Below are 20,204 nucleotides of genomic sequence, written 5' to 3'. Positions count from 1 at the left end.
GCGGCACGGGCGGCCGCGTCGCGAACGAACCGGTTCGAAAGGCGCTGTGAAAGGCGTTGACCGGCTTGATCACCGGTCGTACCATCCGCTCGAACCGGGCGGTAAGCGAATCGATTCGCCAGGCCGACGTCCGACGGCCGCCGGCGATGCCGTCCCCGTTGCGAGAGGCATCCCGTCATGTCTTCCTCACTCCCGTCCGGCCGCCGCCGCCCTGCGGCCGTGGCCAGAGCCGCCGCCGTCGGACTGACCGCGGCGTTCGCTTTGATCTCTCCGGCGGCCCCCGCATCGGCGGCCACCTCGACGATCTACGCCTCGCCGTCGGGCGGCGGAAGCGCCTGTACCGCCGCGCAGCCGTGTTCCCTGGCGGGCGCGCAGGCGGCGGTACGTTCGCTGACCGGATCGATGTCCGGTGACGTCATCGTCCAGCTGGCCGACGGCGTCTACCGGCAGACCGCTCCGCTGAGGTTCACCTCCGCCGACTCCGGCACGAACGGTCACAACGTCATCTGGCAGGCGGCCCCCGGGGCGCACCCGGTGATCACCGGGGCCAAGGCGGTCACCGGATGGAGCGTCGCCGACTCGTCCAAGAACATCTGGAAGGCCTCCGTCGGCACCGGGATCGACACCCGGCAGCTCTACGTCGACGGGGTCGAGGCCACACGGGCCCGCACCCAGGTGAACCGCTCCGACTTCACCGCCACCGGCAGCGGCCTGCGGTTCGGCAACAGCGCCCTCGGCTACCTGAACAACCTGGCGAACCAGAACCGCGTCGAGGTGGAGGTCGTCAACTCCTTCACCGACCGGTACGCACCGGTGCAGAGCATCAGCGGGAACTTCCTCACGATGCAGCAGCCCGCCTGGAACAACAACTCCTTCGGCTACGACACCTTCGCCAGCCCGTTCCGCGCGGGGCCGATGTACCTGGAGAACGCCTACGAGTTCCTCGACTCCCCCGGCGAGTGGTACCTCGACACCGGCACCGGCACGCTCTACTACATCCCCCGGTCCGGGCAGAGCATGAGCAGCGCCGACGTCGAACTGCCCGTGGTCCAGTCCCTGGTGGACGTCGGCGGCACCTACGACGCCCCGGCCCACAACATCTCCTTCTCCGGCATCTCCTTCACCGGGACGAGCTGGCTCGGCCCCAGCAGCAACCAGGGGTACGCGGACCAGCAGACGGGCGCGTACATCTCCGGTAACCAGTCCTGGCCGTCGTTCGGGTCCTGCAACTCCGGCTGCACCCAGTTCGAGGCCGTCCGGCCGCACTGGAGCCAGATGCCCGCCGCCGTCCAGGTCTCGGCCGCCAACAACATCACGTTCACCGGCGACCAGTTCGTCAACCTCGGCCAGACCGCGGTGGGCATCGGCAACGACGCGAACGCCCATGCCAGCGGCGTCGGCCTGGGCGCCGCCTCCATCACCGTCACCAAGTCGACGTTCACCGGTGACGCGGCCGGCGCCATCGTGGCCGGCGGCGTGCAGGCCGACGCGCACCACCCCAGCGACTCGCGGATGACGAACCGCGACATCACGATCAGCTACAACACGGTGCACGACATCGGCCTGGACTACCGCGGCATCAGCTCGTTCCTGCCGACCTATGTCACCAACGCCACGATCTCCCACAACGAGGTCTACAACATGCCCTACTCCGGCATCACGGTCGGGTACGGCTGGGGCGCGAACGACGCCGGGGGCAGCAACGACTACGCGAACCGCGGCCTGTACAACTACCAGCCGCGCTACAGCACGGCCACGACCGCGTCGAACTACCAGATCACCGACAACTACGTGCACGACGTCATGCAGCAGATGAACGACGGCGGATGCATCTACACGCTGTCGGCGAACCCGAACGGGCGAATCAGCGGCAACTACTGCCTGCGGACCAACGGCTACTTCGGCCTGTACTTCGACGAGGGCTCGCGCTACTTCACCGCTACGAACAATGTGTTCTCCGGCATCGGCGGCACCTGGGCCACGATGAACGCCAACGCCAACAACAACACCGGCACGCTCACCCTGACCAACAACTGGTACAGCAACGGCGGCACCAACATCGTGAACGGCGACCGCGGCAACACGGTCAGCGGGAACGTCCAGGTGAGCAACGGCAGCTGGCCCTCCGGTGCGCAAACCGTGATCGCGAACGCGGGCACCCAGTCCGGCGGCGGGACCTCCGGCTCCACGGGGGTGCTGCGCGGGGCGGCCTCCAACCGCTGCCTGGACGTGCCGAACGGCGCCCAGACCGACGGCACGTACCTGCAGATCTGGGACTGCAACGGCGGCGCCGGCCAGCAGTGGACCCTGACCTCGGGCGGTCAGCTGACCGTGTACGGCGGCGCCAAGTGCCTGGACGTGCCGAATCACGCCACGGCCGCCGGCACCCGCGTGGAGATCTGGACCTGCAACGGCGGGACCAACCAGCAGTGGCGCCTGAACTCCGACGGCACCGTGGTCGGCACCGAGTCGGGGCTGTGCCTCGACGTCACCGGCAACGGCACCGCCAACGGCACGGCCGTGGAGATCTGGACCTGCAACGGCGGCAGCAACCAGAAATGGACGCGCAGCTGACCGGCAGAATCCCCCACCCATCTCCCTGAAAGGGGCGAACCCTCATGTCAGGAACCAGCCGGTTGCTCCGGCGGCTAAGGTTCTCGGTGATCGTGATCGTCGGCCTCGTCCTGGCGGCGAGCGGCATCGTGAACGCCGCGACGACGCCGGCCCGGGCGGCCACCTCGATCACGATCAACGGCACGTCGGGCGGCCGGACGTTCGACGGCGTCGGCGCGGTCAGCGGCGGAGGCGGCAACAGCCGCCTGCTGATCGACTATCCCGAGCCGCAGCGCAGCCAGATCCTCGACTACCTGTTCAAGCCCGGCTACGGCGCCTCCCTGCAGATCCTCAAGGCCGAGATCGGCGGTGACACCAACTCGACCAGCGGCGCCGAACCCAGCCACTCCCACTTCCGCGGCGACCTGAACTGCGACCGCGGCTACGAGTGGTGGATCATGGAGCAGGCCAAGGCGCGCAATCCCAACATCAAGCTGGTCGGCCTGGCCTGGGGGGCGCCGGGATGGATCGGCAACGGCACGTTCCTGTCCACCGACATGATCAACTACCTGGTGTCGTGGCTGGGCTGCGCCAAGCAGCACAACCTGTCGATCGACTACCTCACGGCCGCCCAGAACGAGAAGCTCTGGGACGTCAACTGGACGATCAACCTGCGCAACGCGCTGAACTCGGCCGGCTACTCGGGCGTCAAGCTCATCGTCGGCGACCAGTACCCGGGAGCCTGGGTCGGAGCCGACCAGGTCGCGAGCAACGCCACCTTCCGGAACGACGTCGACGTGCTGAGCGGACACTATCCGTGCGGGTACCTGAGCGCGCAGACCTCGTGTTCGGTGCCGTCGAACTTCATCAACTCCGGCAAGACGCTGTGGTCGAGCGAGAACGGCTCGCAGGACTACAACGGGGGCGCCGCGCCGCTGGCCCGGGGTGTCAACCGGTCCTACATCGACGGCAAGATGACCGCCTACCTGAACTGGGACCTGATCGCCTCGGTCACGCCGAACATCCCCTGGCCGACCGTGGGCCTGATCCTGGCGAACCAGCCGTGGTCGGGCTGGTACGCGGTCGGCAAGGACACGTGGGCGCTGGCGCACACCACCCAGTTCACCGCCCCCGGGTGGAAGTACCTCGACTCCTCCAGCGGCTACATCGGCGGCAACCGGAACAACGGCAGCTACGTGTCGCTGAAGTCGACGAACAACACCGACTACAGCACGATCATCGAGACGATGGACGCCACCGCCGCCCAGACGCTCAACCTCAGCGTCACCGGCGGGCTGTCCACCGGCCAGGTGCACGTGTGGGCGACCAACCTCAACTCCGGCAACCCGGCCGACTACTTCGTGCACACCACCGACATCACCCCGTCCGGCGGGAACTTCTCCCTGACCGTCCAGCCCGGCTACCTCTACACCGTCACGACCACGACGGGCCAGGGGAAGGGCACCGCCGCCGGCCCGTCCCAGGGCGCGCTGAACCTGCCGTTCGGTGACGACTTCGACTCCTACGCCGCCGGCCACGAGGCGAAGTACCTCATGGACATGCAGGGCGCGTTCGAGACGAGCGCCTGCGGCGGCGGCCGTTCCGGCATGTGCGTCCGCCAGGCGAGCACGCAGGCCGCGATCGGGTGGAAGCCCATCTCCGACCCGTACGCGCTGCTGGGCAACACCAACTGGAACAACTACACCGTCTCCTCCGACGTGCTGCTGGAGAAGTCCGGGTACGCCGAGGTCATCGGCCGCGCGGGCGCGCAGAGCACCGGCGATCCGAACGGGTTGAACGCCTACTACCTCCGCGTCAGCGACACCGGCGCCTGGTCGATCCTGCGCTCCAACACCAGCGCGCAGTGGACGACGCTGCGCAGTGGCACGACCTCCGGGCTCGGTACGAACCGGTGGCACACCCTCGCCCTCGGGTTCTCCGGCGGCACCATCACCGCCACCGTCGACGGCACCGCGGTCGGCTCGGTGAGCGACTCCACCTACGGAACCGGCCAGATCGGCCTGGGCACGAGCCAGGGCGAGACCGCCCAGTTCGACAACCTCAAGGTCACCCCGGGCTCGGGCGGCGGTACCGGCGGGTCGACCTCCGCGCTGGCCAATGCGGCGTCCGGCCGTTGCCTGGACGTACCGAACGTCTCGCAGACCAACGGCACCCAGGTCGAGCTGTGGGACTGCAACGGCGGGACCAACCAGCAGTGGACGTCGACGTCGTCCGGGCAACTCCAGGTGTACGGCTCCAAGTGCCTGGACGCCGAGGGCGCCGCCACGTCCCCGGGCACCCGCGCGATCATCTGGGACTGCAACGGCGGCGCGAACCAGCAGTGGAACCTGAACACCGACGGCACGATCACCGGTGTGCAGTCCGGCCTGTGCCTGAGCCCGAACGGCTCCGGAACCGCCAACGGCACCCTGATGGTCCTCGGGACCTGCAACGGCGGAAGCGGCCAGAAGTGGAGCCGGAGCTGAACCCGTGATGTTCACCCGGTGACCGCAGCACAGTGGGCCGGGTCCGGGGTCGCCCCCGGGCCCGGCCCACTCGGCGGTCTGCCGCCGCCCGGTGCCCCGCGTTCAGCTCGTCATCCGAGGGTCCATTGCTGGTTGGCGCCGCCGTTGCAGTTCCACAGCTCGACCAGGGCGCCGTCGGCGCTCGACGCTCCGGTCACGTCCAGGCACAGGCCGGACTGCACGCCGGTGATGGTGCCGTTCGCGTTGACCTGCCACTGCTGGTTGGTGCCGCCGTTGCACGGCCAGGTCTCGACCTTCGTGCCCGCCGAGGTCTGCTTGTTGTAAGCGTCCAGGCACATGGTCGTGCCGCCGGTGGAGACGGTCAGCTCGTTCGAGGCGGTACGCGTCCAGATCTGGTTGCTGCCGCCGCTGCAGCTCCAGATCTGAAGCTGAGTGCCCGCCGTCGCGCTGGAGTTGGGAACGTCGAGGCACTTGCCCGCGCCCACCGCGTGCAGCTCGCCGCTGCCGGTACCTCCTCCGCCGCCGGTCGAGGAGCCGCCGAGGGCGGCGACGGTCGAGTTGTAGGCGGGTTTGGGCTGGTAGTTGGAGTCGTACATGGTGGCCGCGCCGTAGCCGGGGAAGGTGCCGGGGATCCACGAGTGCCCGTCGTCGACCCCCCACTGGGAGACACCGACGCAGTGGGAGACGGCCAGGCAGTCCTTGACCACGGTGCCGTAGTCGGTCGCCTGCTGCGCCAGTGAAGCGCTGGACGCGGGCAGCTGGATGCGGTCGTCGAGTTCGGTGACCGCCACGTCCAGACCGAGAGCGGCGAACCGCTGCATGTTGGCGAGCATCGAGGAGGGGACCTGCCCGACGATGAAGTGGCTTTCGAGCCCGATGCCGTTGAGGGGCACCCCCTGGGACAGCAGCGACTGCGCCAGGTTGTACATGCCGTTGCTCTTGGCGTTCTCGCCCTCGATGTTGTAGTCGTTCAGGTAGAGCTTGGCGTTCGGGTCGGCGGCGTGCGCGGTGCGCAGCGCCTCGGCGATGTAGCCGCTGCCGCCCATTGCGTTGGAGAACACGTCCGCGCGGAGGCTGCCATCCTCGTTGAACGGTTCGTTGACCACGTCCCAGGCGTACACCTTGCCCTTGTAGTGCGTGGCCTCGGTGGTGATGTGCGCGTCCATCGCCGACTTGACCTGGCTGGAGGGCAGGCTGGACACCCAACCGGGCAGCTGCGCATGCCAGACCAGGTTGTGCCCGCGCACCCGCATGCCGTGCGACTGGGCGAAGTTGAGGATCTGGTCCCCGGGCCCGAAGTTGTAGGAGCCGTTCGACGGCTCCGTGGTGTCCCACTTCATCTCGTTGCCCGGGGTCACCATGTCGAACTGCGCCGTCGCGACGCTCATCTCGCCGCTGATGCCCAGATCCCCGGCCGTCAACGCGGTACCGAAGTAGCGTCCGTTCGCCTCGGCCAGGCCCTTCAGCGCCGTCGCCGCCCGCGCCGGCACGACGACGCCCAGCGCCACGGCGAGCGCCGCCACCGCGACGGCCGCCACGGTGGCGGCCCGGCCGCGGAGCCGGGCACCCCCTGCTCTGAACGTGCTTTCACTCCTGGTCACATCCGGCCTCCCTTTCATCGTGGGGTGAAATCCTGGTTAGAGCCCGCGGCGTTCTTGCACGGCCACTGGTCCAGCTGCTGACCCTGATTGCTGCCGGCGCCATAGACGTCCAGGCACAGCCCGCTGCCGCTGTTCTGGAACGACCAGGAACCATCGGACTGCGCAACCGGCTTCCACATCGTGCTCGCCGCACCACTACGCGCCTGCTGCACGATGTCCGGAGTCCCCTGCGCCGTCGAACCACCCGAAACCCCGACCACCTGACCAGAGCTCTGCGCCTGCAACTCCCCATAACCGTTCAACCCCGGCACGAACTGGAACAACTGATTGCTCTGGCCGTTGCAGGACCACTGATCGATCGCCGCACCCGACGCGGAACTGTTGCCGTACACGTCCAGGCACAAGCCGTTGTTACCGACCACCAACGGGTGATAACCGGTCGGGAAGCTCCCCCCGCTCCCGCCGCCGGACGCCGGCGTCAGGTAGATGCCGAACGCGTCGTGGGAGGCCTGGAACGTGACGGGCACCGTGACAGAGCCACCGCCGGTGCTCAGGTCCTGGTCGAGGACCACCTGCCGCGCGGTCAGCGGGGACTGGTCCGGGATGCGGTACACGGTGACGTGGACGCTGCCGTTGTTCGTCAGCCAGGGCACCGATGACAGTCCGTTGAAGGTCACGGAGGCGCTGCCGGTGTATCCGCTCGAGTCCCCGAGGATGGCGACGGCCCGCTTGCGCGCGCTGTCCTCGGCGGCGGAGATCGCCGTGCTGCCGACCTGCCCGGAGGTGGAGACCAGGCTGCCGGTGAGGTCGGCGTAGGTACGGAACGTCCACCAGTTTCCGGTGGCGGCGAAGCTGCTGCCGTTCACGGCGACGATCCCGGTCAGATTGGGGATCAGGCAGCAGACCCAGTTGCCCCGCATCGCGTTGGTGTAGCCGGACTGGGCGAAGCGGGCGAGGTACCAGGCCGTCACTCCGGCGGTCTGCCGGTCCGCCGGCTGATACTCGTTCGCCGACAGCGGGCGGCGTGCGATGCCGGCGGAGTCCAGGGCACTGTTGAGGGCCTGCGACACGGCCACCGGGTCGTCGACGTCGCCCTCGTCATGGTTGGTGATCTCGTCGGGCACCGTCCCCGCGGTCTTCACATGCGCCAGCCACGTCTGCCACTCCCCCCGGTTCGCCAGTGGGGTGAACGCGAACGACGGCCCCACGATCTTCGCGTCCGGGGCGATGCGCCGGATCTCCCGGTAGGCGGTGTCCCACATCTGGAAGTACTGGGCACTGTTCACGCCCCGGGTCCAGAAGACGGAGATGTCCGGCTCGTTGTCGATGTCGTAGGCGAACTTCAGCCCGGACGCCTGCAGCGCGCCGACCGTCGCGTCGATGAAGCTCACCCAGTTGGAGCAGTCCCCGTTGTCGCACGGGTAGACCGTGTTGGACGGCTGCCCTCCGTCGAGGCCGTACAGGTCGGTGACGAGTACCTGGAACTCCGGGTTGTACGGGGCGAGGCGCTTGGCCTGCGCGATCACCGTGCCGACGTCCGTCTGCGTACCCGAGCCGTACTTGTAGCCGTCGCCGATCCAGCCTCGCGTCACGTGCCCGCCGGCACGGTAGGCGTTGGGTTGGAGCGGCTGCAGGTACTGGTCCGGCGGCTGTGTGCCGTCCTGGTTGATGCCGTACAGGAAGCCCTGGCCGACGCCGGTCGACGGCCCGGTCGCGGCGGACAGGTTCACGGTCATCGACTCGGTGGCGGCCCGCGCGGGCGGCGACAGGACCGTCGCCAGCGCCAGCACCGCACCGGCGGCCGCCGTAACCAGGCGGCCGAATCTCGCTTTCGTACTCATCTGACTTCCTCCGGTCTGGGGCGACCCGAATCTGGCCTGATCGGGGGGATGGCGGCCGCCCTTCTCGTACGGTGCGGTCGACGAGGCGGCAGTGGCGGACAGCGCGCGACGACAGCAGGACCGGCGCCGTCGAGGGTGTCGAATCGATTCGCTGGGATGTTAGGACCGAGGTGAGGGAGGGTCAACGCCGGGAACGCCCACACCGGACCGGGTTGATCCGATCGTCGGGACGGCCGCTGATCGGCGGTGTCCGCGTGCCTCAGAACGCCGGCGACGGATCGTACGGCTCCGTGAAAGTTTCACGCCGCGGCCGCGCGGTCGTTCCATGACCTCTCGCGTAATCGCCACGATGCGGGCTCGGCGGCAGTCTCGACCTCGTAGCCGCCGACAGAGCAGGAGACGACGAATGACCGCCATCAAGGCGCCCGCGGCCGCCCCCGTACGGGTGGCCGCCCCCGGCTGGGGGACTCTGCTGGTCCTCCTCACCGGGATCTTCATCACCACCCTCGACTTCTTCATCGTCAACGTGGCGATCCCCGCCACTCAGCAGGACCTGAACGCCACCCCGTCGCAGGTCCAGTTCCTCGTCGCGGGCTTCGGCGTCGCGCTGGCGGCCGGGCTGATCACCGCGGGCCGGCTCGGTGACCTGTACGGCCGGCGGCGGATGTTCGCCATCGGATTGACCGTGTTCACGCTGGCCTCGGCGGCCTGCGGGCAGGCCCCGACCGCCGGGTTCCTCATCGGCGCGCGGGTCGCGCAGGGTCTCGGCGCGGCTCTGCTGATGCCCCAGGTCCTGGCGATCATCAACACCGTCTACACCGGCGAGCACCGGGCCAAGGCGTTCAACGCCTATGGCGTCGCGATGGGCTTCGGCGGCGTGTTCGGGCAGCTCATCGGCGGCGTCCTGATCAGGGCGGACATCGCCGGGCTCGGCTGGCGCACCATCTTCCTGATCAACGTGCCGGTGGGCGTGGTCGCGCTCGCGCTGGTCCCGCGGCTGGTGCCCGAGTCCCGCGCCGCGGCCGGCGCGCGACTGGACCCGGTCGGCACGGTACTGGTCTCCCTCGGCCTGGTCGCGATCGTCTTCCCCCTCGTACAGGGCCGTGTGCAGGGCTGGCCGGCGTGGACGTGGGCGTGCCTGGGAGCCGCGGCCGTCCTGTTGACGGCGTTCGCGCTGTACCAGCGGCGGGCCGCCGCCCCCCTGGTGGCCCCGGCGCTGTTCCGGCACCGCTCGTTCACCGCGGGCGCGGCGGTGAGCCTGCTGCACTCGATGACGATGGGCTCGTTCTTCCTGGTCCTGGCCCTCTACCTGCAGCAGGGTCGCGGACTGTCCGCGCTGCAGTCCGGGCTGATCTTCCTCCCGCTGGGGCTCGGCTACTTCCTGTCCTCCGCGCGCGCCACCGCGGTCGCCGCGAGGCTCGGACGTCAGGTCGTCGCGGTCGGCGCGCTGGGCATGGCGGTCGGGTACACCGTGCTCGCGCTGACCGCCTCCGAACTCGGCGGGCACGGCGCCGTGGGCTGGATCATCCCCGGCCTGGTGGTCGCGGGCGCCGGGATGGGCCTGGTCATGGCGCCGCTGCCCGCGCTGGTGCTGAACGGAGTCGCGCCCGGGCACGCGGCCGCCGCGTCCGGCGTGCTCAGCACCGCCCAGCAGGCCGGCGGCGCGGTCGGCGTGGCCCTCATCGGGGTCGTCTTCTACGGCGCGCTCGGCACTTTCCCGCACGCCTTCGCCGCCGGGCTGGTCCTGCTGATCGTTCTGGACGCGCTGGTCGTGGCCCTGGTCCAGGCCCTCCCCCGCGCACGGTGAGGAAGAGCGCCGGAGGCTCAGCGCGGGACGGTCTGCGGCGCGGAGCGGGCCGGGAGGTCATCCCACCGGCCCGTGAACTCCCGTATCGAGGCGGCCATGAAGTCGATCATTTCGTCGGACAGCCCGGGATGGACCCCGATCCAGAACGTGCGTTCGGTGATGATGTCGCTGTTGGTGAGCTCTCCGACGACCCGGTAATCGCGTCCCTGGTAGGCGGGGTGGCGGGTCAGGTTCCCGGCGAAGAGCAGGCGTGTGCCGATCCGGCGCGACTCCAGGAACTCGACCAGCTCACGACGCCCGAACGCGGCGTCCGCCGCGACGGTGATCGCGAAACCGAACCAGCTCGGATCGCCGCCCGGCGTCGCCTGCGGCAGCAGCAGGCCGGGCACGCCGTCCAGGCCGTCGCGCAGCCGCCGCCAGTTGCGCCGCCGTGCCTCCCCGAAGGCGGGCAGCTTCCGGAGCTGGCTGATGCCGAGCCCCGCCTGCAGGTCCGTCGCCTTCAGGTTGTATCCGACGTGCGAGAACGAGTACTTGTGGTCGTACCCGTACGGGAGGTCGGCGAGCTGGTAGCCGAACCGCTTGTGGCACCTGTCGTCCTCGCCCGGCTCGCACCAGCAGTCACGCCCCCAGTCGCGCAGCGACTCGACGATCCGCGCCAGCGTGAGGTCGTCGGTGAGGACGCAGCCGCCCTCCCCCATGGTGATGTGGTGCGCCGGGTAGAAACTGACGGTCGCGAGGTCGCCGCGGGTGCCGGTGAGCCGTCCGTTGTAGCGCGAGCCGACGGCGTCGCAGTTGTCCTCGATCAGGAACAGCCCGTGGGCGGCGGCCAGCTCGGCGATCTCGTCGACCGCGAACGGGTTGCCGAGGGAATGGGCGATCGCGATCGCCCGCGTACGAGGGCCGATCGCCGCCTCGATCCGGTTGGGCGTCGTGTTGTAGGTGCGCAGGTCCACGTCCACGAAGACCGGGATCAGCCCGTTCTGGACGATCGGGTTGACCGTCGTCGGGAAGCCCGCGGCGGCCGTGATCACTTCGTCGCCCGGCCGCAGCCTGCGATCTCCGAGTACGGGTGAGGTCAGCGCGGAGACGGCGAGAAGGTTGGCCGATGACCCGGAGTTCGCCAGGTGGGCCTTGCGCCGGCCGAGCGTGCGCGCGAACTCGCGCTCGAATCTCAGCGCCCGGGCGCCCGCGGCGATGCGCAGATCCAGCGCCGCCTCCACGAGCGCGACACGGTCGTCCTCGTCCAGTACCGCTCCGGCGGGGGGCAGTCGTGTCACCCCGGGAATGAATTCCGCCGCCGACGACGCCTCGGCGTGATAAGCACGGACCTGGTCCAACAACATCGACTTAGCCTCGGTCACCGCATGCCTCCATGAGCGCTCATCTCGGGAGTTTCACAGGGCGCTCTCCAGGCACCATCGAGTCTCCCTCGAAAATCCGAAATTCCGCGATGATCGAGCCATTTCGGTGCCGATCAGCACGCGCCTGCGTCCCAGGCGGTGTAGAGGGTGGGGAACACCGGCCGGAAGCCGAGTTCCGCGCGTATTCGAGTGGTGTCCACGATGCCCGCCCACGGGTCGTCCAGCGGCCGGTCCGCCGCCTCCGCGTCGAGAGGCCGCCCGTACAGCCGGTGCAGTTCGGCGGCCGTGATGGGCGCGTCGTCGGCGACGTTGAACGCGCGACCGTCCACGCCCTCCGTGTGCAGAGCCCTGAGCACGGCCTGCCCGGCGTCGGCGTGGTGCACCAGGTGCAGGCGCCGGTGCGCCGGCCACGTCCGGATCCGCGCCATGGAGGTCGTCAGGTGCGGGTCCCCGTAGCCGTACACGAGAGCGAACCGCATGATCCGCAGTTCCAGTCCGTCTCGCCGATGCAGCTCGCGCAGCGCGTCCTCGGCCGCCGCCTTGCTGTTCGGGTAGTCCCCCTGCGGTTTCAGGTCGTCGTCCTCGGCCGCGGGACGCCCGCGACCCGGGCCGTAGACGAAGTACGTGCTGGCGAAGACGAAACGAGCCGCTCCCGCGCGCAGCGCGGCACGGGCGAGCGCCACGGCGGCGTCCCGGTTCACCGACGCCATCTGCTCCGGGCCGGCCTCGCGCCCGGTCGCCGCGGCGAGATGCACCACGGCGTCCACGCCGTCGACCGCTCCGCGCAGCGCGGCGGGATCGCGCAGGTCACCGCTCATCACCTCGGCGCCACGGGCCGCGAGCGGACCGCCTCGTGCCTCGTCGCGTACGAGGACGCGCACTTGGTCACCGCGGTTCAGCAGCAGGGGCGCGACCCGGCTGCCGACCCGGCCGGTGCCGCCGGTCAGCAGAACCCGCATGTCCGCCGACTCGCCGATGACGGACGACCGGGTACGGTCATCTCTTCGCTCTGAGGATGCATGCAGGACTCGATCCGACTCCGACGCTGAACCGGGCATTCATCGTGTGCGCCGGAAATCGCGCGGCGGTCGAGTAGAGGTCGAAGGGCCGGGGAACCGCCGGTCGAGTTCCGCCCCGTGCCCCAGCGGCCCGCGCCTTCACCGTGCTCGTCCGAGTGTGGACATGACGCAGTTGAACACGACCATCGATATGGCGCCATTGCCGACCGATCCGGGTTGAACGCTCGCGACCTCGATCGGGCTCACGGTAGAAATCTCCGGAAGCCTGCCGGCAGTGGTCTTCACCGCGCTTGAGAGACGATTTTTTCATTCCACGTGCCCGTCCCCTGGAAGGCGTCCGGTGTGCCATGAGAATTCTGTTCGTCGTCACGGGATCCCAGCCGACCTATTTCTCAGTCGCCCCGCTGGCGACGGCCGCACGGAACGCGGGGCATCAGGTCATGCTGGCCGCCCACGAGCCGTGGGTGAAGACCGCGGAGTCCATCGGCCTGCCCACCTTCTGTTACGCCACCGAGCCGATCCGGAAGTTCATGGGATTGCCCGACACCCGCGATGACGCCCTGCGGCTTCCCCCGACGCCGCCGGACGAGCAGATGCTCGGGCAGGGCCGGGGATTCGCCCGGATGGGCCGGGCCGGGCTGGAGCCGCTGCTGGAGCTGGCCGATGACTGGGCTCCGGACGTGGTCGTCGGCAGCGCGTTGTGCTTCGGGGCGATGCTGCTCACCGCCCGCCTCAAGCTCCCGTACGTGCGCCACATCGAGAACCAGATCCCGGTGGCCCGCACCGACGTGGGAGCCGCGGCGGAGCTCCGGGCCGACCTGGAGCGTCTCGGGCTGGACGGGCTGCCGCAGCCCGATCTGATCCTCGACGCCACTCCGCCGTCGCTCCGGCCCTCGGACGCACCCGGTCCCGCGCAGCCACTGCGCTGGATCCCGAGCAACCCGCAGCGCCGTCTCGAGCGATGGGTGTACAACCGCCCCGAGGGACGCCGCCGCGTTCTGATCACCTCGGGAAGCCGCAGCCTCATGTTCCATGACCAGGGATGGGGCATGCCGCAGCTGGTGGGCGAGCTGACCGGGATGGGGGTCGACGTGCTGATCGCCGCCTCCCCGGGGAACCGGGAGCTGACCGCGCACCAGATCCCGGACCGCATCTCCGTCGCCGAACGGTTCGGCCAGGACATGGGCGACGTGCGCGTCGGCTGGATCCCGATGGACGCGGTCGCCCCCACCTGCGACCTGGCCGTCAATCACGGCGGCGCGACCACCGTTCTGACGCTGCTGGCCGGCGGCGTACCCCAACTGATCATCCCCGAGGGCAAGCCGGACTATCACCGGGACGCCGTCGCGCAGTCCCTCAGCGACTTCGGCGCGGGCAGGTCGCTGTGGCCGCAGGCGGAAGGGGAGGCGGCCGGCAGGGAACCGGGTGAGGTGATCGCCGCGGCCTGCCGGGACATGCTCGCGGAGCCCGGTTACACCGAACGGGCGCACCTCCTCGCCAAGGAGATCGCGGCCCAGCCGACGCCGGCCGAGGTCGTCCCGATGCTGGAAGCGCTGATCTCCCGGTAGCCGGAGGCCTGGCCGGCCACGGGGATCCACGACGACCTCATGGAAGCTGGAGCAGAGTTCAATGACGAGTTCCCGGTACCCCGATTCCCGGTACACCGATCCGCGGATCGTGCCGCATGAGTCGGCGACCGAGCGTGAATCGCGCGAGCGGCTGACGGAGTTGTTGGCCAAGACCCCGATCCCGGTGGAGTACCTGATCGACCACCTGGCCGTGTACCTGCGCCGGTGTCAGATGAGTGACCTGCTGAGCATGGACGCGTTGTACCGGCAGGCGCTCCCGGTGCCCGGGGTGATCATGGAGTTCGGGGTGCTGCACGGCCGTCACCTGGCGGCGCTCACGGCGCTGCGCGGGTTCTACGAGCCGCAGAACTCCCTGCGCCGGATCATCGGTTTCGACACCTTCACCGGGTTCCCCGACGTCCACGAGGTGGACCAGGTCAGCCCGAGCGCGGTCGCCGGCCGGTTCGGCACGGCGGCGGACTTCCCGGAGCATCTGCGCCAGGTGCTGCGCGCCCACGAGCTCGGCGAACCCCTCGGGCACGTCCAGCGCAGCTTCATCGTCGAGGGCGACGTGCGGGAGACGGTTCCCCGGTATCTGGAGGACAACCCGCAGACCGTCATCGCGATGGCCTATTTCGATCTGGACCTGTACGAGCCGACCCGCGACGTGCTGCAGGCCATCGCCCCGTACCTGGCCAAAGGCGCCATCGTCGCCTTCGACGAGCTGGCCCACCCGAAATGGCCGGGAGAGACCACGGCGCTGCGGGAGGTGCTGGACCTGGGGCAGGCCACCCTGCACCAGATCCCCGGCCGTGAGCCCCCGGTCATCTACCTGCGATGGAACGACTGATGCGACGGAGCAGACGGTGCTGATCACGGCGATGACGGTCCCGGGCGCGTACCGGATCGAACCCGAACCCATCACGGACACGCGGGGACGCTTCTTCGAGTCGGTACGCGCCGGCGTCCTGCTGGCCGCCACCGGCCGGCACTTCGAGGTCCGGCAGGTCAACTACTCGGTGTCCAGGCGGAACACCCTGCGGGGCATCCACGGCACCACCGTTCCGCCGGGCCAGGAGAAGTTCATCACGTGCGTACGGGGGCGCGCCCTGGACATCGTCGTGGACATCCGCGCGGGCTCACCGACCTTCGGCCACTACGACGTCACCTACCAGAGCCCCGAGACCGGGACGGCGGTGTACCTGCCCGACGGGTTCGGCCACGCCTTCCTGGCCCTCACCGACGACACCTGCATGTGCTACCTGTGCTCCACCGAGTACGTACCCGGCACCATGATCGAGCTGGACGCGCTCGACCCGGACCTGGCCCTGCCCTGGGACCTGGCCGAACCCCCGATCCGCTCGGTCAAGGACGCCGCCGCCCCCACCCTCGCCCAGGCCGCGGAGGCCGGCCTCCTGCCCACCTACCAGCAGTGCCCGACACGCCCGCTCTCCCTGCCGGACGCGCACGTCGTCGGGGAGTCGTCGTAGGCGGGCGCTGAGCACGCCATGAGTTCGGAGTTCGGCGAGGAGGCCGACATTGTCGCAAGACGCCCGTATCCCGGTGGACTTCTGGTTCGACCCGGCCTGCCCCTGGGCGTGGCTCACCTCTCGATGGATCCTCGAGGTGGCGAAGCTGCGGCCCGTGGAGCCGCGCTGGCACGTGATGAGCCTGACCATGCTCAATGAGGGCCGCGCCGACCTGCCCGAGCAGCAGCGGAAGGGGCAGGCGATGAGGCTGGAGGCGGTGCGCATCTGCATCGCCGCCGAGCAGAAGTACGGCCCCCGGGTGCTGGGAGGGCTGTACACCGAATTCGGCATCCGGTTCCATCACGAAGAGGCGCCCAGAGAGCGGTCCACCTACGAGGCGGCGCTGGTCGCCGCGGGCCTCGACTCCGCCCTGGCCGGAGCGGCGTGGTCCGACGAGTTCGACGACGCGCTACGGGCCTCGCACAAGGACGGCATCGATCGGGTCGGCACCGAGGTGGGCACCCCCATCATCGCGGTGGGGAACGCGGCGTTCTTCGGCCCGGTGGTGTCGCCGACCCCGCGCGGCGAAGCCGCGGTGCGGCTCTGGGACGGCGTCCTGGCCGTGGCCGGGATCGACGGCTTCTTCGAGCTCAAGCGAAGCCGTACCCGCCCTCCGATCCCCACCTGAGCCTGCCGCGGGCGCTCCACCGTCGTCTCACGGGAAGAAGCTGAACCTCCATGAAGATCCTGTTCACCGTCGGCGGCAGCCAGGCGATCGTCTTCGCCGTCACCCCCCTCGCCTCGGCCGCGCGGAACGCCGGGCATGAGGTCCTCCTCGCCGCCGACGAGCCGCTCATGGAGGCCGCCGAGTCCGTCGGCCTTCCCGCCGTCTGCATCACTCCCGACCGCATGCGGTACGGCCAGGACGGCATGACCGCCACCGACCGGCTCGACGCCCTCCTGGAGCTGGCGGAGGTCTGGACGCCCGATCTGGTCGTCGGCGGCCTGTCCCACGTCCCCAGGGTTTTCGCCGCCCGGATCAAGGTCCCGTACGCGCGTCAGGTCTGGCACGTCGCCTCGATGGCGCACCGCGACCGTACGGCGGAGGAGATGCTTCAGCCGGAACTGGAGCGCCTGGGGATGGGCGAGCTGCCGGAGCCCGGCATGTTCATCAACCTCTGCCCGCCGTCCCTCCGGCCGCCGGGCTCGCCCGCCGCGCGGTCGATGCGCTGGGTCCCCCGGGTGCGCCAGCGTCGTCTCGAGCCCTGGGTGTACACCCGTCCCGGCGGCCGCCCCCGCGTGCTGATCACCGCGGGAACCCGCAACCTCGTGCTCGACACCCTCGGCACTCCCCTGCGGAGGCTGGTGGACAAGCTGACCGGGGCGGGGGCCGAGGTGCTGGTCGCGGCGCTCCCCGAGGCGGCCGAACGGCTCGGCGTGGAGCTCGGCGACGTCCGCGTCGGCTGGATCCCCCTGGACGTGGTCGCCCCCACCTGCGACCTGGCCGTCCACCACGGCGGCGCGACGACCGTCGCGACGATGATGAACGCGGGCGTGCCTCAGATGATCATTCCCGACAAGCGCATGAGCGCGAACGTCGCCGAGTCCCTGTGCGGCTTCGGCGCCGCCCTCATGGTGGACGGGCAGCGTCCGGACGCGGGCCGCGACCCTGGCGAGCTCATCGGCGCGGCCTGCCGGGAGATCCTGTCGGACCCGCGGTACGCCGAGCGGGCGCGGCTCCTCGCCGAGGAGAGCGCCTCGCTGCCGACCCCGGCCGAGGTGCTGCGCGAGCTGGAGGTCCTTCCCGCGCCCTGACCGCCTCCCGTACGGGTCTCCCCGGAGGGGAACCGTAGAGGGACGCAGGCCCCGGCCGCACCGCCCCCCATGGGACGTGACGCCCGCGACGGCCGGGCCGCGTCGTCGGCCGGGTCAGAAGCCGGTGAGGGTGATCTTGCCGATCGCCGTGCCGGATTCCAGGATGCGGTGGGCCTCGCGCAGGTTCGCGGCGTTGACCGGGCCGAGGTCGCGCGTGGCGGTGGTGCGGAGGATGCCGGCGTCCACGAGCCGGGCGACCTGGGTGAGGATGTGGTGCTGCACCGCGATGTCGGGGGTCTGGTACAGCGAGCGGGTGAACATGAGCTCCCAGTGGAAGGAGATGCTCTTGGACTTCAGCACTCCGATCTCCACGGGCCCGAAGTCGTCGATGGCGAGGAGCCGGCCGAACGGCTTGAGCATGTCGGCGTAGGCGGCGAGGTTCCGGTCGGTGCCGGCGGTGCTGAAGATGTGGTCCACCCCGCCGGGTGCCACCTCGACCACCTGCTGCGGCAGCGGGCGGTGGTGGTCGACCACGTGCGTCACACCCATCCGGCGGGCGAACTCCACGGTCTCCGGCCGCGAGGCCGTGCCGACGACCGTCAGGCTGGTGAGGGCGCGCGCCAGCTGCGCGACCATCGCGCCGACGCCGCCGGCCGCCGCCGTCACCAGGAGCGTCCCGGTTCCCTCCAGGGCGCCCTCGCGCAGGCCCAGCCGCTCGAACAGGCCCTCCCACGCGGTGAGCGAGGTCAACGGCAGCGCCGCCGCCTCGGTGAAGGACAGCGTGGCCGGCTTGCGGGCGACGATGCGCTCGTCCACCGCGTGGAAGCGGGAGTTCGTGCCCGGCCGGTCGATCGCGCCGGCGTAGTAGACCTCGTCGCCGACGGCGAACAGCTGCACCTCGTCGCCCACCGCGACGACCGTGCCCGCGGCGTCCCAGCCGAGCACCTTGGGCTCGCCGCCCGGGTCGGTGTTCTGGCGGACCTTGTAGTCCACGGGGTTGACCGCGACGGCCTCCACGCGGACCAGCAGGTCGCGCGGGCCGGGCCGGGGCACCGGGAGTTCGACGTCGAGCAGGCTCGCGTCGTCCTCGATCGGCAGGTTCTTGCGGTAGGCGACCGCGGGCATGGTGGTGTCTTGTGTGTCGCTCATCGGTGTTTCCGGCTCTCCTGACGCGGCCGGTGCGCGGCACCGGCCGGGCGCTGATCTGTACGAGGTCTCGGCCTCCGGCTGTCCGGCCGCGCGCGTGACCGGTGTCGGCCGGAGGCAGGGCCACAACGTACCCAACGGGGGGTAGTAACCTGCAAGAGCTCCTACTTCCCTTAGGGAAGTACGGGCACTGAGCGATGTCCGAACAGACGGGGACGATCACGATGACCACGACCTGTACGACGGGCCGGCACGACCGACACGACGTGTACGCGGCGCAGTGCCCCTGCCGCGACGTGCTCGACCTGCTGGCGAGCAAGTGGTCCGCGCTCGCCATCGGGGCGATGGAAGAGGGCCCGCAGCGGTTCGGCGCGCTGCAGCGCCGCCTGGAGGGTGTCAGCCCGAAGGTCCTGACCAACACGCTGCGCCGGCTGGAGGAGATGGGGTTCGTCGACCGGACCATCTACCCCGCGGTCCCGCTGCACGTCGAGTACTCGCTCACACAGCTCGGCCGGAGCGTCGCGGCGCCTCTGGCCGGGCTCCGCCACTGGGTGGAGGGACACATCGACGAGATCCAGCCCGCGCGCCCCGCGTGATCCGGGGCCGCCGGGCCGTCCGTATCCGGGCCGTGACCGTGCCGGGACCGGTCCGGCCGTCCGGTCACACGAGTGGGCGGCCGGTGCGGACGCGGCGGCGCACGTCCCACAGCAGGACGTTGAAGGGGAACCGGCGGAGCGCGACGGGCTGGAGCCGGGTCAGCACCCGGAGGACGGCGATGAGCCGGTCGAACCGGCGCTGGTCCCGGGCGTTCCATGGCAGGCCCATGGGCTCGCGGAACTCCGGTGGCAGGAAACCCGTCGTGACGAACCGGTTGAACCCTCCCAGGAGCGCGCCGACCGGCCGGGGCAGGAACCGGAGGTCGGCCAGCGCCAGCAGATAGCGGCGTACCGGATCGTCGATCGAGACGTGCCGCAGCTCCTCGCGCCAGTACTTCTCGAACGCCTCACGGTCGGCGGGCCAGTCCCGGGGCCGCACCTGCAGGGTGGTGCCCAGAGTCGCCGAGGAGTGGTAGAGCCGGTCCCGTACGACGGGCGTCAGCGGGCCGATGAACGCCTCGTAGGTGTCCTCGAGCCCCCGGTAGAGACAGGCGGCGACCCAGAGCTGCAGGGCGGGGTCGAAGGCGTTGTACGACACCGGGCTGGAAGGGCCGGAGCGCACCTGCGCGTGGACCTTGTTCACGGCCTTGCGGTAGGCGGCCTTGTCGTCCGGGTCGCCGAGGAGGGCGACGGCGAGGTAGCTGAAGGTCGTCCGTGCGCGTTTGATCGGGTGGCGGTGCAGTTGCCCGCTCTCCACGCGGCTCTCGATCACGCCGTACCCGACGCCGGGCCGGGCCAGCTGCATGATCACGTTGGCTCCGCCCGCCAGGAGCGCCGCCCCGACGATCGCCTCGCCCTCGAACGGAACGGGTTCGGTGGTGGCCATGGACACTCCTCGGCGATCCGGCTACGCGATCTGACAACGCTTGTTTCCAGATCAGA

At 70.1% G+C, this 20,204-nt stretch carries 15 protein-coding genes; 9 read left to right on the top strand and 6 right to left on the bottom strand.

What is annotated here, in order from left to right; translation table 11 throughout:
• Positions 1–177 precede the first annotated feature (177 nt).
• On the top strand, positions 178–2,574 hold the full coding sequence (locus tag NE234_RS19860) for a ricin-type beta-trefoil lectin domain protein (RefSeq protein ID WP_252781953.1): 2,397 nt from the start codon (positions 178–180) through the stop codon (positions 2,572–2,574).
• 44 nt (positions 2,575–2,618) lie between these two features.
• The gene (locus NE234_RS19855) at positions 2,619–5,039 is read left to right on the top strand and encodes a ricin-type beta-trefoil lectin domain protein (RefSeq protein WP_252781952.1); all 2,421 of its coding nucleotides are present in this window, start codon (positions 2,619–2,621) and stop codon (positions 5,037–5,039) included.
• A gap of 110 nt (positions 5,040–5,149) precedes the next feature.
• Here the strand turns inward: NE234_RS19855 and NE234_RS19850 are convergent, their stop codons facing one another.
• Positions 5,150–6,640, bottom strand: a complete 1,491-nt coding sequence (locus NE234_RS19850) for an endo-1,4-beta-xylanase (RefSeq protein ID WP_252781951.1) — start codon at positions 6,638–6,640, stop codon at positions 5,150–5,152.
• Between the two features lie 14 nt (positions 6,641–6,654).
• Positions 6,655–8,481 (bottom strand): RICIN domain-containing protein, encoded by a 1,827-nt coding sequence (locus NE234_RS19845; RefSeq protein ID WP_252781950.1) that lies wholly within the window; start codon positions 8,479–8,481, stop codon positions 6,655–6,657.
• 406 nt (positions 8,482–8,887) lie between these two features.
• On the opposite strand from NE234_RS19845, the gene NE234_RS19840 reads away from it, so the two are divergent.
• A complete protein-coding gene (locus tag NE234_RS19840; protein WP_252781949.1) occupies positions 8,888–10,288 on the top strand; it encodes an MFS transporter in 1,401 nt (466 codons plus the stop codon).
• Positions 10,289–10,305: 17 nt separating this feature from the next.
• Here the strand turns inward: NE234_RS19840 and rfbH are convergent, their stop codons facing one another.
• Together rfbH and NE234_RS19830 are read right to left on the bottom strand one after the other, a co-directional pair.
• The gene (rfbH, locus tag NE234_RS19835; protein WP_252781948.1) at positions 10,306–11,649 is read right to left on the bottom strand and encodes a lipopolysaccharide biosynthesis protein RfbH; all 1,344 of its coding nucleotides are present in this window, start codon (positions 11,647–11,649) and stop codon (positions 10,306–10,308) included.
• A 113-nt stretch (positions 11,650–11,762) separates the two neighbouring features.
• On the bottom strand, positions 11,763–12,608 hold the full coding sequence (locus NE234_RS19830; protein ID WP_252781947.1) for an NAD-dependent epimerase/dehydratase family protein: 846 nt from the start codon (positions 12,606–12,608) through the stop codon (positions 11,763–11,765).
• A 407-nt stretch (positions 12,609–13,015) separates the two neighbouring features.
• On the opposite strand from NE234_RS19830, the gene NE234_RS19825 reads away from it, so the two are divergent.
• The 5 genes from NE234_RS19825 to NE234_RS19805 all read left to right on the top strand — a co-directional run bounded on the left by NE234_RS19825 (position 13,016) and on the right by NE234_RS19805 (position 17,520).
• Positions 13,016–14,236, top strand: a complete 1,221-nt coding sequence (locus tag NE234_RS19825; RefSeq protein ID WP_252781946.1) for a nucleotide disphospho-sugar-binding domain-containing protein — start codon at positions 13,016–13,018, stop codon at positions 14,234–14,236.
• A 61-nt stretch (positions 14,237–14,297) separates the two neighbouring features.
• Complete coding sequence (locus NE234_RS19820) at positions 14,298–15,086, top strand: class I SAM-dependent methyltransferase (RefSeq protein ID WP_252781945.1); 789 nt, start codon at positions 14,298–14,300, stop codon at positions 15,084–15,086.
• Between the two features lie 16 nt (positions 15,087–15,102).
• Positions 15,103–15,726 (top strand): dTDP-4-dehydrorhamnose 3,5-epimerase family protein, encoded by a 624-nt coding sequence (locus NE234_RS19815; protein ID WP_252781944.1) that lies wholly within the window; start codon positions 15,103–15,105, stop codon positions 15,724–15,726.
• A gap of 49 nt (positions 15,727–15,775) precedes the next feature.
• Positions 15,776–16,393 (top strand): mycothiol-dependent nitroreductase Rv2466c family protein, encoded by a 618-nt coding sequence (locus NE234_RS19810; RefSeq protein WP_252781943.1) that lies wholly within the window; start codon positions 15,776–15,778, stop codon positions 16,391–16,393.
• 50 nt (positions 16,394–16,443) lie between these two features.
• Complete coding sequence (locus NE234_RS19805) at positions 16,444–17,520, top strand: glycosyltransferase (protein ID WP_252781942.1); 1,077 nt, start codon at positions 16,444–16,446, stop codon at positions 17,518–17,520.
• A gap of 114 nt (positions 17,521–17,634) precedes the next feature.
• Here the strand turns inward: NE234_RS19805 and NE234_RS19800 are convergent, their stop codons facing one another.
• A complete protein-coding gene (locus tag NE234_RS19800) occupies positions 17,635–18,669 on the bottom strand; it encodes a zinc-binding alcohol dehydrogenase family protein (protein WP_252781941.1) in 1,035 nt (344 codons plus the stop codon).
• A 194-nt stretch (positions 18,670–18,863) separates the two neighbouring features.
• On the opposite strand from NE234_RS19800, the gene NE234_RS19795 reads away from it, so the two are divergent.
• Positions 18,864–19,262: a winged helix-turn-helix transcriptional regulator gene (locus NE234_RS19795; RefSeq protein ID WP_252781940.1), complete on the top strand. Its 399-nt coding sequence runs from the start codon at positions 18,864–18,866 to the stop codon at positions 19,260–19,262.
• Between the two features lie 64 nt (positions 19,263–19,326).
• On the opposite strand, the gene NE234_RS19790 is transcribed toward NE234_RS19795, so the two are convergent.
• Positions 19,327–20,148 carry an oxygenase MpaB family protein gene (locus NE234_RS19790; protein WP_252781939.1) on the bottom strand — a complete coding sequence of 274 codons (822 nt, stop codon included), beginning with the start codon at positions 20,146–20,148 and terminating at the stop codon, positions 19,327–19,329.
• Positions 20,149–20,204 lie beyond the last annotated feature (56 nt).

The sequence above is a fragment of the Actinoallomurus rhizosphaericola genome, assembly GCF_024055675.1.
Taxonomy (GTDB): domain Bacteria; phylum Actinomycetota; class Actinomycetes; order Streptosporangiales; family Streptosporangiaceae; genus Actinoallomurus; species Actinoallomurus soli.
The sequence above is the reverse complement of the archived record's forward strand: the minus strand, read 5'-3'. Positions and strand labels throughout refer to the sequence as shown.

Excerpts from the sequence above, each read along its gene's own strand:
- NE234_RS19805 (WP_252781942.1), top strand. The coding sequence starts at position 16,444 with ATGAAGATCCTGTTCACCGTCGGCGGCAGCCAGGCGATCGTCTTCGCC.
- NE234_RS19855 (WP_252781952.1), top strand. The coding sequence starts at position 2,619 with ATGTCAGGAACCAGCCGGTTGCTCCGGCGGCTAAGGTTCTCGGTGATC.
- NE234_RS19795 (WP_252781940.1), top strand. The coding sequence starts at position 18,864 with ATGTCCGAACAGACGGGGACGATCACGATGACCACGACCTGTACGACG.
- NE234_RS19825 (WP_252781946.1), top strand. The coding sequence starts at position 13,016 with ATGAGAATTCTGTTCGTCGTCACGGGATCCCAGCCGACCTATTTCTCA.
- NE234_RS19860 (WP_252781953.1), top strand. The coding sequence starts at position 178 with ATGTCTTCCTCACTCCCGTCCGGCCGCCGCCGCCCTGCGGCCGTGGCC.
- NE234_RS19830 (WP_252781947.1), bottom strand. The coding sequence starts at position 12,608 with ATGCGGGTTCTGCTGACCGGCGGCACCGGCCGGGTCGGCAGCCGGGTC.
- NE234_RS19800 (WP_252781941.1), bottom strand. The coding sequence starts at position 18,669 with ATGAGCGACACACAAGACACCACCATGCCCGCGGTCGCCTACCGCAAG.
- NE234_RS19840 (WP_252781949.1), top strand. The coding sequence starts at position 8,888 with ATGACCGCCATCAAGGCGCCCGCGGCCGCCCCCGTACGGGTGGCCGCC.
- NE234_RS19845 (WP_252781950.1), bottom strand. The coding sequence starts at position 8,481 with ATGAGTACGAAAGCGAGATTCGGCCGCCTGGTTACGGCGGCCGCCGGT.
- NE234_RS19790 (WP_252781939.1), bottom strand. The coding sequence starts at position 20,148 with ATGGCCACCACCGAACCCGTTCCGTTCGAGGGCGAGGCGATCGTCGGG.
- NE234_RS19820 (WP_252781945.1), top strand. The coding sequence starts at position 14,298 with ATGACGAGTTCCCGGTACCCCGATTCCCGGTACACCGATCCGCGGATC.